A 9,712-nucleotide genomic window follows, 5' to 3' on the forward strand; every position below is an offset into this window, starting at 1 on the left:
GGATTGGCACTGGGCTCGGCGTGTGCCGCCAGCGACGGAATATTGTCGCCATACATTTCCTGCAACTGGCATTGACCGGTGCGGCGGCTAATCTGCCGGCATGACAAAGCCGCAGATCCTTCCCAGCCAGCGCCATCTCTTCGACATCCCGGCCGATGTCGCCTATCTGAACTGCGCCTATATGTCGCCGCTCAGCCGCGCCGCCGTGGCGGCAGGCGAAGCGGGAATGCGCCGCAAGGCAAGGCCTTGGGAGGTTACGCCGCAGGATTTCTTCACCGATTCCGAAAGAGTGCGCGCCCTCTTCGCGCAGATCATCAATGCCACGGCTGATGACATCGCGCTGGTGCCGGCAGCCTCCTATGGCATCGCGGTGGCCGCCCAGGCCCTGCCATTGCAGGCAGGCCAAAGCGTGCTGACCCTGGCCGAGCAGTTTCCTTCCAACGTCTATCGCTGGATGGAAAAGGCGCGCGCCGCCAATGCACGCTATGTTACCGTGCCGCGGCCCGCCGATGACGACTGGACCGCTGCGGTGCTGTCGCATATCGACCGATCCACCGCCATCGTCGCTCTGCCGCATTGCCACTGGACCGATGGCGGGCTGCTCGATCTCATCGCCATCCGCAAGGCGTGTAACGCCGTGGGCGCGGCGCTGTGCATCGATGCGACGCAGTCGCTCGGCGCGCTGCCGTTTGACGTGGCCGAGATCGATCCCGATTTCCTCGCCGTCGGCGGCTATAAATGGCTGATGGGGCCCTATTCCTTCGGCTATCTCTATGTGGCCAGGCGCTGGCAGCAGGCGGTGCCGCTGGAGCAGAACTGGATCGCGCGGAAAGATTCAGAGAATTTCGCCGGTCTGGTCGATTACAAAAGCGAATACCAGCCGGGCGCGCGCCGCTTCGATGTGGGTGAGCGCAGCAATTTCGCGCTGACACCGGCCGCCATCGCAGCGCTGCAGATGCTGCTCGACTGGGGCATTGAGAATATCCAGGCCACTTTGGCGGCGCGCAATGCGGCAATTGCCGAACGCGCCGAGGCCGAACTGGGCTTAAGCAGCGCACCGGCGCATCGCCGCGCCGGACATTTTCTGGGCCTGCGCTTCGGCGGCGAGGTGCCGGTCGATCTGCCGGCCAGGCTTGCGGCAAAGAAGGTCTATGTCTCGGTGCGCGGCCGTTCCATGCGCGTCACGCCGCATCTCTACAATAGCGATGAGGATGTCGAGCGCCTGTTCAGCGTGATGAAGACGGCGCTGAAGCGGTGACGGCTGTTGGCGGTTAAGCCGCAGCCGAGGGTATCGTGTACCAGTAATTCGCTTCCACGCTGGATTCCAGGCTGCTTTTGCCCTGATCGGCGGGATCCTTGAGCTGCGTGGCGCCGAGCAGATGACGGATGCGGCCGTCCGCGTCGGCCAGCGGCAAAGCGATGCGGTCGAAGAAAGCCGGATCACGCCATGCTGGCGCGTTGGTGCGCATGCGCTGATAGCCGATGCTGGGCGCATCGATCACGCGGCGCGACAGGTCATGCAGGATGGGCAGAACGGCCGGAGCGAACAGCTCTTCATAACAGCGGCCCTTCGGATTGAAGCCGTACCATTCCTTCATGGCCTCACCCGCCAGCCGCACGCGGAAGCGGCCATCAGCTTCGGCATCGATGATCCAGCAATCGGCCAGTGCTTTGGGAAAGCGCAGCGGATCGATGCGCGACAGCGGCGGCACCGTCCGGCCGCTCTCCTCATAGAGCAACAGCCAATGCTCGGCCATCTGCCGATGACCGGGCAGGCGCAGATCGGAAAGCAGGGAGCTCAGCGGGCGGTCCATGGAAGATCCAGGCCGCGCGGCCAAACTCAGCCTTCGCCGTTGCCGTTCGTGCCGTTGCCGTTCAGATCGGCCGGGTTGGGCATGCCGAGCACATGGAAGCCGCTATCGACATGGATCACCTCGCCGGTGACGCCCGAGCCGCAATCGGAAAGCAGGAACAAGGCCGCACCGCCGACCTCATCGAGCGACGCATTGCGGCGCAGCGGGCTATGGGTGGCGGTGAACTTGAAGGTGGCGCGCGCCGAACCGATTGCTGAGCCGGCCAGTGTGCGCATCGGGCCGGGCGAGATGGCGTTGACGCGGATGTTCTGCGGGCCGAGATCGACGGCAAGATAGCGCACGGATGCCTCCAGCGCGGCCTTGGCGACGCCCATCACGTTGTAGTTCGGCATCACCCGCGTCGAGCCTTCATAGGTCAGCGTCACCAGCGCGCCGCCATTGGTCATGTACGGCATGGCCAGCCGCGCGACCTCGGTGAAGGAATAGCAGGAGATCGCCATCGAGCGGGTGAAGTTGCTCTTGGTCGTATTGAGATAGCGGCCCTTCAGCTCTTCCTTGTCGGAATAGGCAATGGCATGCACGACGAAGTCGAAGCTGCCGCCGAACGCCTTGCCCACCGTGTCGAAAGCGGTGTGCATGCTGGTCTCGTCCTCGACATCGCAGGGCACGACGGCCTTGGCATTGACGCTTTCGGCCAGCGGGCGCACGCGCCGCTCGAAACCCAGCCCCTGATAGGTGAAGGCCAGTTCGGCGCCATGGGCGGCCAGGGTGCGGGCGATGCCCCATGCGATCGAATGGTCGTTGGCGACGCCCATGATGAGGCCGCGCTTGCCACTCATCAATGCATGCGAATTGGTCATGGTGTAATCCAGAAATGTTTAATGGTGAGGTCGCAGAAATCCGGCGCCGCGTTAAGCGTCGTAGCGCTGGAAGATCAGAGACGCATTGGTGCCGCCGAAGCCGAAGGAATTCGACATCACGCGATTGAGGGTAACGTTGTCTTTGCGCTCGCGGATGATCGGGAAGCCCTCGGCGCCAGGATCGAGATTTTCAATATTGGCGGACGCGGCCAGGAAACCGTCGCGCATCATCAGCAGGGAATAGATCGATTCATGCACGCCGGCAGCGCCCAGCGAATGGCCGGTGAGCGACTTGGTCGAGCTGATCGGCGGAATTTCCTCGCCGAAGACTTCCCTGATCGCGTTCAGCTCGGTGATGTCGCCGGCCGGCGTCGAGGTACCGTGCGTGTTGATGTAGTCGATCGGCGCATTGTGGCCATGGCCGTTGCGGGCGGCATCGGCCAGCGCCAGCTTCATGCAGCGCACCGCGCCTTCGCCCGAGGGCGCGACCATGTCGGCACCGTCCGAAGTGGCGCCATAGCCGACGAGTTCGGCATAGATCTTGGCGCCGCGCGCCTTGGCATGCTCCAGCTCTTCCATCACCAGGATGCCGCCGCCGCCGGCGATTACGAAACCGTCGCGGTCGCGGTCATAGGCGCGCGAGGCCTTCTCCGGCGTGTCGTTGAAGGCCGAGCTCATCGCCGGCATGGCGTCGAACAGCACGCTTAAGGTCCAGTCCAGTTCCTCGCCGCCGCCGGCGAAGATGATGTCCTGCTTGCCGAGCTGGATCAGTTCGGCGGCGTTGCCGATGCAATGCGCCGAGGTCGAGCAGGCAGACGTGATCGAATAGTTGACGCCCTTGATCTTGAAGGCGGTCGACAGCACCGCCGAGCAGGTGGACGACATCACGCGCGGCACCATGAAGGGGCCGATCTTCTTGGGGCCCTTCTCACGGGTGATATCGGCGGCCTGCACCAGGTTGCGGGTCGAAGCGCCGCCCGAGCCGACGATCAGGCCGGTGCGCTCGTTGACGACGTCGTTCTGCTCCAGGCCGGCATCCTTGATCGCCTGTTCCATGGCGAGATAGGCATAGGCCGCGCCGTCGCCCATGAAACGCCGCTGGCGGCGGTCGATCACGGCGTCGAGATCGATCTTCACCGTGCCATGCACCTGGCTGCGGAAGCCGAGCTTGGCGTATTCTTCAGCAAAGACGATGCCGGAGCGTCCGGCCTTCAGGCTGTCTGCCACTTCCTCTGCGTTGTTTCCGATGGAGGAAGTGATGCCGAGACCGGTAACGACGACACGACGCATATTTTACGCTCCTGCTCCGGCGGCAGCGACGCCATCGGGGAAAACGCCGACCCGCATGTCCTTGCACTCATAGGCCGGCTTGCCGTCGATATACATGGTGCCATCGGCCACGGCGATGCCGAACTTGCGCATCAGCACCTTCTTGATGTCGATATGGAAGGTGATCTTCTTGGCAGCCGGCGTGACCATGTCGGAGAACTTCACCTCGCCGACGCTCAGCGCGCGGCCGCGGCCCGGCGCCTTCATCCAGCCGAGGAAGAAGCCGACCAGCTGCCACATCGCATCGAGGCCAAGGCAGCCTGGCATGACGGGATCGTTTTCGAAATGGCAGGGGAAGAACCACAGGTTGGGTTTGATGTCGAGTTCAGCCTCGATTTCACCCTTGCCGTATTTGCCGCCCACATCTGCGATCTTGAGAATCCGGTCGAGCATCAGCATGGGCGGAAGCGGCAGCCGGGCATTGCCCTCGCCGAACAGCTTGCCATGCGCGCAAGCCAACAGATCTTCGTAGGTATAGCTCGACTTTCGTTCCACGTGCGGAACCCTCAACCCCAATGTTGCGCCTGGAAAGCGGATCGCCCTTCAAGATGGCCTGTTTCCCGCTCCAGCCGGACCTTGGGTCTGAACCATCTGGGGTCTGAACCATCTGGTCTGGCCGGCAGGGAGGGGCCCTTAAGTCTCGGACTTGTTTCCGCCTTCCGCGGACAATGTAGTGATCCAGGGGCCAGTCGCAACAGTTTCGTTGCAGTTTGTTACAATTGCACTATTTGTCGGCCCCGCTCGGGTGCTATATATCCACAGCCATGAGCAAGGTGATCGAGCCACGGTTTCAGGCGGCCGCCGAACAGCTGCGCGCCGCGGGTCTGCGCACGACCCGCCAACGCCTGGTCCTGGCTGAGATCCTGTTCGGCCGGGGCCATCGCCATGTGACGGCGGAAAGCCTGTTCAACGAGGCGGCCGGTCATGGCGCCAAGCTGTCGCTGGCCACCGTCTATAACTGCCTGCATCAGTTCACCGCCGCCGGATTGCTCCGTATGGTGACGGTTGACGCGGGCCGGGCCTATTTCGATACCAATCTTTCCCCGCATCACCATTTCTATTACGAAAAAACCGGGGAATTGCGCGATATTCCGGAATCGGATATTGCGGTCGCCCGGCTGCCGCAGGCGCCGGAAGGCGCCAAGATCGCGCGGGTGGATGTCATCGTCCGGTTGCAGGACTGATGACCCGGGCGAGGAACTTGCCCGTCATTAGCGACCCTCGACTAAATTAGAATCGTTCAAAACAACCTTGACAGGCCAGGGGCCGGGGTCATAATCCGGACCATCCCGAATCTCTGTCCCGCAGCTGCCCCATTCGAAGCTTCGCGGTGCCGGTTGCGGGATATTCGCCGCCCAGAAGCCATCCGGATGCCCATCATCCGGTGACCCGGCGCGTGGGCGGCATGGGAGAGAAAAAACGGACAGGAGGACCAGCCATGCCTGCATTGAAGAACACCAAGACCCATCAGAACCTGAAGGAAGCCTTCGCCGGCGAGAGCCAGGCGAACCGCCGCTATCTGTATTTCGCCCAGAAGGCCGACGTGGAAGGCTATAACGACGTCGCCGCCGTGTTCCGCTCCACCGCGGAAGGCGAGACCGGCCATGCCCATGGCCATCTGGAATTCCTCGCTGAGGTCGGCGATCCGGCCACCGGCGAGCCGATCGGCGACACCGTCAAGAATCTGAAGGCGGCGATCGCGGGCGAAACCCACGAATACACCGACATGTATCCCGGCATGGCGAAGACCGCCCGCGAGGAAGGCTTCGACGAAATCGCCGAATGGTTCGAGACGCTGGCCAAGGCTGAAAAGAGCCATGCCGGCCGTTTCCAGAAAGCGCTCGACACGCTGGCGTAAGCCCGCTGTCCAGGTGACGTGATAAACCGGAAGGCCGCCGAAGCGGCCTTCCGGATGCATTTGCGTTAGGCGCACCATAACGCCCGGCAGTCCGGGCATGCGGGGAAGTATCATGCGCGAAGGCAGCCTTGAAGCGCCCACCCGCCATCCGCTGGATTGGCAGAATCCCGATTTCTACGACATGGAGAAGATCGACGCGGAGATGCGTCGCATCTTCGATATCTGTCACGGCTGTCGCCGCTGCTTCAATCTGTGCGACAGCTTCCCGCGTCTGTTCGACCTGATCGATGCCGCGCCCACCGGCGAGCTGGATTCGGTCGACTCCAAGGATTTCAAGCCGGTCGTCGATGCCTGCACGCTCTGCGACCTGTGCTACATGACCAAATGCCCCTATGTGCCGCCGCACGAGTTCAATCTCGATTTTCCGCATCTGATGCTGCGCTATCGCGCCGCCGAGCGGAAACGCGGCCATAAGGATGCCATCGGCGACCAGCTCTCGCAGACTGATCGCAACGGCAAGCTGGCAAGGCTTGCGGCGCCGATCGCCAACTGGGCGTCCGACCGCAAGAACAGCTTCACCCGCAATCTGATGGAGAAGGTGGCCGACATCCATCACGATGCCGAGCTGCCGAAGTTCCACGCCAAGACCTTCGTCGCCAGGGCCAGGAGCGATGCGCCGGCCGTGAACAAGGCGGCGCCGGCCTACGGCAAGCGCAAGGCGGCGATCTATGCCACCTGCTTTGGCAATTACAACAATCCCGATATCGGCGTGGCGGCGCAGAAGATCCTCGCGCATAACGGCGTGGAGCTGCGCGTCGAATATCCGGGCTGCTGCGGCATGCCGCGGCTGGAGCAGGGCGATATTGACGACGTGGCCGCCAAGGCCCGTTCCGTATCGCAGCATTTCTCCGCGCTGATCGACGAAGGCTACGATATCGTGGCGCTGGTGCCGTCCTGCGCCCTGATGCTGAAATTCGAATGGCCGCTGATCCTGCCGGATGATCCGCTGGTGAAGAAGCTGAGCCAGGCGACCTTCGATATTTCCGAATACATCGTCGATATCGCCAAGAGGCATGGCCTGGCGGAAGGGCTGAAGCCGCTGGACGGCGGCGTGACGCTGCACCTCGCCTGCCATGCCCGCGCACAGAATATGGGCGCCAAGGCGACCGAGATGCTGCGGCTGATCCCCGGCCTCGACAAGGGCAGCGATCTTGCAGTGATCGAGCGCTGCGCCGGCCATGGCGGCTCGTGGGGCGTGCGCAAGGAGTTCTTTGAAGTCGGCATGAAGGTGGGCAAGCCGGTGGCGCGCACCGCCGTGAAGGAGAACAAGGCGCATATCGCCTCGGAATGCCCGCTGGCGGCGATCCATATCCGTCAGGGCATGGAGCGCGAAGGCAAGGACAAGGAAGGCTTCACCCTGCCGGTCAAGGCCGAGCATCCGGTGGAGCTGTTTGCCAAAGCTTATGGGTTGATATGATGACCGCGAAAACCACGATCACCCGCGCCGACATTCTTTCGCTCGATGAATTCGCCCGGGTGCGCAAGGAAAAGCGCGCCGAAGTGGTGGCGGTGAAGAAGAACCGCCGCGTCGGCGTTGGCCCCTTCACCACCTTCTATTTCGAGAACTACATCACCATGTGGTGGCAGATCCACGAGATGCTGTTCATCGAGAAGGGCGGCGAGGAGCAGATCGCCGACGAGCTGGCGGCCTATGCGCCGCTGGTGCCCAAGGGCCGCGAGTTGGTTGCGACCTTCATGATCGAGATCGACGATCCCGTGCGCCGCCAGGCAATGCTGGCCAAGCTCGGCGGCATCGACGAAGCGATCTTCCTGGAATTCGGCAGCCACAAGATCAAGGCCGTCCCCGAAGACGATACCGAGCGCACCCGCGAGGACGGCAAGACCTCGTCGGTGCATTTCCTGCGCTTCCCCTTCACGGATGAGCAGGTCGCCGCCTTCAAGACGCCGGGCAGCCGCGTCGTCATCGGCGTCGAGCATCCCGAATACGGCCATCTCGCCGTGATGCCCGAGGCGGTGCGCGAAAGTCTGTCCCAGGATTTCGTGTAACCCAGCTCCACGCAATCGCTCTGAGGGCGATGTGCCTTTTCGGTACATACCCGATTCCTTCCCCAATACAAGCGGAAATGGGGCCGCTGTGCGCGTATTTTTGTGTGACTGCGGTACGTGGTACCGCTGCTCGGCTAGCAGAGGCGTTTAAACTGCTTAACGGGCTTCTGAGTTATTATTTACCAATCAGTGGGTTTTGTGATTGGACCGATCGTGTTTTGAACGATCGGAGGAAACAGGCTGTTCTTCAAGGCCTGTTCACTGATGCGCTTTACAAAGGTAGCCGTGTCTCTCTTGGTGAGTTCGCGGCTAGGATGGCGTTTTTTGTTGTTATGGAGCAGGGGCAGCATAACGCCCACTTTTAATCCCAGCTCGTCTTTCACCATGCGGATAGGGGTGGCAAGATCCGAGTCATTGCTAATTACAACGGCAACTTTGTAACGGCCCTTGATGCCGTCGATAAGCATGTGAGCGGCCAAATTAACGTCGCTCCCCTTCTCCTCAGTTTTCATCACCTCGACGGTTCTTGGGCCGCCAGGCAATGGATTCGTTAACGGCATCCGGGTTGGGTGAGAGAGGAAATGGCCGCGAATAATCTCCACATCCGGGAGAGTGGCCAGAGCTCGAAGATACGCCTGCTGATCGGTGTGTTGTTGAGGATTGCCTGGCCGAGGAGTCACGTTTGCGGTGAAATACTTCGCCTGGACGATATTGTTATTCGGCAACAAGTTCCGCGCTAATGCGGAGAGGTTCAGCCAGCGGTATGGTGATTTACGCAGGCAACAGTAATACAGATTGAAACCGTCAATATAGACGATCGTATCCAATCGTTTTCTCGGCCCCAGAAATGCAGAAGCCGCCTAGCGGCGGCTTCGCGCCAGCCTCCGAAGAGGACTGGGTGGTAACTTGTGATGCATTCTATAAAGGAGCGCTTCCAATAGCGCAACAATTCTCTTTTGTAAACTACAACGATATGCTAGCAACAACAAGACAACTTGTTGTTGCTAGCATATCGTTGAGCAAGTGTCAAGCTATGCTGGCAATTGAAAACGCTGCATTTTTTTCAAAGGTACTTCTCTCTCTTTGTTGCAAAATAGGTCTCCGCAACATGACGTCAACCCCTCCCGTAAATCCTTTGGAAGTCAAGCTTCTTCAAGAGCTTAGCCGAATTGAAGCTCGTATTGCTGAGTTGGAGTCGGAGAAGCGTGTGTTGCAGAAACTCCTAGTGAAAGTTCGTCAGGAAGATCTTCTGAACAAAGATGTGGCCCGAAAAAACAGCTATGAGCGGATCGTTGTCGAGAACAGCATCTTACAACAGTTGAAGAGCGCCGGCCGTCCTTTACATGCAAGTACCCTATTCCAAGAGGCCAAAGACGTCTCATACGCTCTGAAGGACAGTACCTTCCGATCGTACCTGCACCGCTTGAAGTTAAGAGGCCAGATTGTGTCTGCAGGTCGTGGAATTTGGCAGCTACCGGAAACGGCTGCGGCTGCACAGGTTACCCACTCTAAGGTGCAGGCCGCTTAACCCGGTATAGTTGTCTAGCGCGCTTTGTATTTCTCTAGCAAATCGGTAAGCGCTTCCCGGAGAAGCTCTTGCTTAGTGACACCTCGTTCTGCGGCCAGGATATTCCAGCGTCGTGCCAATTCGCTTTCGAAATGTCCGCCGATCAGAACCCGCCCTGCCCGGTCGGGACGACCAGCCTTACTTGGTTCCTGTGCACCGGAGCGAAGGGGTTTATTAGCCACAGGCTTCTCCGGTGCGGGGGGGGATCGGAAGAGCG

General features: G+C 60.8%; 12 protein-coding genes. 6 read left to right on the top strand and 6 right to left on the bottom strand.

Going from position 1 to position 9,712, the window contains the following annotated elements:
• Positions 1 to 100 precede the first annotated feature (100 nt).
• Positions 101 to 1,258 (top strand): aminotransferase class V-fold PLP-dependent enzyme, encoded by a 1,158-nt coding sequence (locus Q0603_RS07830; RefSeq protein WP_298724332.1) that lies wholly within the window; start codon positions 101 to 103, stop codon positions 1,256 to 1,258.
• 13 nt (positions 1,259 to 1,271) lie between these two features.
• On the opposite strand, the gene Q0603_RS07835 is transcribed toward Q0603_RS07830, so the two are convergent.
• Genes Q0603_RS07835 through fabA form a run of 4 tightly spaced genes read right to left on the bottom strand, consistent with a single transcriptional unit; the run spans position 1,272 to position 4,498 of the window.
• Entirely contained in the window at positions 1,272 to 1,814 is a 543-nt protein-coding gene (locus tag Q0603_RS07835) for a PAS domain-containing protein (protein WP_298724334.1), read from the bottom strand.
• Positions 1,815 to 1,840: 26 nt separating this feature from the next.
• Positions 1,841 to 2,674, bottom strand: a complete 834-nt coding sequence (locus Q0603_RS07840; protein ID WP_298724336.1) for an SDR family oxidoreductase — start codon at positions 2,672 to 2,674, stop codon at positions 1,841 to 1,843.
• 51 nt (positions 2,675 to 2,725) lie between these two features.
• Positions 2,726 to 3,964, bottom strand: coding sequence for a beta-ketoacyl-ACP synthase I (gene fabB / locus Q0603_RS07845; protein ID WP_298724338.1), 1,239 nt, complete (start codon positions 3,962 to 3,964; stop codon positions 2,726 to 2,728).
• 3 nt (positions 3,965 to 3,967) lie between these two features.
• Positions 3,968 to 4,498 (bottom strand): 3-hydroxyacyl-[acyl-carrier-protein] dehydratase FabA, encoded by a 531-nt coding sequence (gene fabA / locus Q0603_RS07850; RefSeq protein WP_298724340.1) that lies wholly within the window; start codon positions 4,496 to 4,498, stop codon positions 3,968 to 3,970.
• A 269-nt stretch (positions 4,499 to 4,767) separates the two neighbouring features.
• Between fabA and irrA the strand changes: the two genes are divergently transcribed.
• From irrA to Q0603_RS07870, 4 genes are all read left to right on the top strand, one after another.
• Positions 4,768 to 5,187: an iron response transcriptional regulator IrrA gene (gene irrA, locus Q0603_RS07855; RefSeq protein ID WP_298724342.1), complete on the top strand. Its 420-nt coding sequence runs from the start codon at positions 4,768 to 4,770 to the stop codon at positions 5,185 to 5,187.
• A gap of 254 nt (positions 5,188 to 5,441) precedes the next feature.
• Complete coding sequence (locus tag Q0603_RS07860; RefSeq protein WP_298724344.1) at positions 5,442 to 5,861, top strand: rubrerythrin family protein; 420 nt, start codon at positions 5,442 to 5,444, stop codon at positions 5,859 to 5,861.
• Positions 5,862 to 5,958: 97 nt separating this feature from the next.
• The gene (locus tag Q0603_RS07865; RefSeq protein WP_298724346.1) at positions 5,959 to 7,338 is read left to right on the top strand and encodes a heterodisulfide reductase-related iron-sulfur binding cluster; all 1,380 of its coding nucleotides are present in this window, start codon (positions 5,959 to 5,961) and stop codon (positions 7,336 to 7,338) included.
• Complete coding sequence (locus tag Q0603_RS07870; protein ID WP_298724348.1) at positions 7,335 to 7,928, top strand: DUF3501 family protein; 594 nt, start codon at positions 7,335 to 7,337, stop codon at positions 7,926 to 7,928. The genes Q0603_RS07865 and Q0603_RS07870 overlap by 4 nt, the downstream gene beginning before the upstream one ends.
• Before the next feature lie 179 nt (positions 7,929 to 8,107).
• On the opposite strand, the gene Q0603_RS07875 is transcribed toward Q0603_RS07870, so the two are convergent.
• Positions 8,108 to 8,755: an NYN domain-containing protein gene (locus Q0603_RS07875; RefSeq protein ID WP_298724350.1), complete on the bottom strand. Its 648-nt coding sequence runs from the start codon at positions 8,753 to 8,755 to the stop codon at positions 8,108 to 8,110.
• Between the two features lie 20 nt (positions 8,756 to 8,775).
• Between Q0603_RS07875 and Q0603_RS07880 the strand changes: the two genes are divergently transcribed.
• Positions 8,776 to 9,456, top strand: coding sequence for a hypothetical protein (locus tag Q0603_RS07880; RefSeq protein ID WP_298724352.1), 681 nt, complete (start codon positions 8,776 to 8,778; stop codon positions 9,454 to 9,456).
• Positions 9,457 to 9,470: 14 nt separating this feature from the next.
• Here the strand turns inward: Q0603_RS07880 and Q0603_RS07885 are convergent.
• The coding region (locus Q0603_RS07885) for a ribbon-helix-helix domain-containing protein (protein ID WP_298724354.1) at positions 9,471 to 9,712 on the bottom strand (242 nt) is incomplete at its 5' end.

Source organism: uncultured Ferrovibrio sp., from assembly GCF_937960835.1.
Taxonomy (GTDB): domain Bacteria; phylum Pseudomonadota; class Alphaproteobacteria; order Ferrovibrionales; family Ferrovibrionaceae; genus Ferrovibrio.

Coding starts and splice junctions, on each gene's coding strand:
- Q0603_RS07870 (WP_298724348.1), top strand. CDS start 7,335: ATGATGACCGCGAAAACCACGATCACCCGCGCCGACATTCTTTCGCTC.
- irrA (WP_298724342.1), top strand. CDS start 4,768: ATGAGCAAGGTGATCGAGCCACGGTTTCAGGCGGCCGCCGAACAGCTG.
- Q0603_RS07840 (WP_298724336.1), bottom strand. CDS start 2,674: ATGACCAATTCGCATGCATTGATGAGTGGCAAGCGCGGCCTCATCATG.
- Q0603_RS07835 (WP_298724334.1), bottom strand. CDS start 1,814: ATGGACCGCCCGCTGAGCTCCCTGCTTTCCGATCTGCGCCTGCCCGGT.
- fabB (WP_298724338.1), bottom strand. CDS start 3,964: ATGCGTCGTGTCGTCGTTACCGGTCTCGGCATCACTTCCTCCATCGGA.
- Q0603_RS07865 (WP_298724346.1), top strand. CDS start 5,959: ATGCGGGGAAGTATCATGCGCGAAGGCAGCCTTGAAGCGCCCACCCGC.
- Q0603_RS07860 (WP_298724344.1), top strand. CDS start 5,442: ATGCCTGCATTGAAGAACACCAAGACCCATCAGAACCTGAAGGAAGCC.
- Q0603_RS07880 (WP_298724352.1), top strand. CDS start 8,776: ATGCAGAAGCCGCCTAGCGGCGGCTTCGCGCCAGCCTCCGAAGAGGAC.
- Q0603_RS07830 (WP_298724332.1), top strand. CDS start 101: ATGACAAAGCCGCAGATCCTTCCCAGCCAGCGCCATCTCTTCGACATC.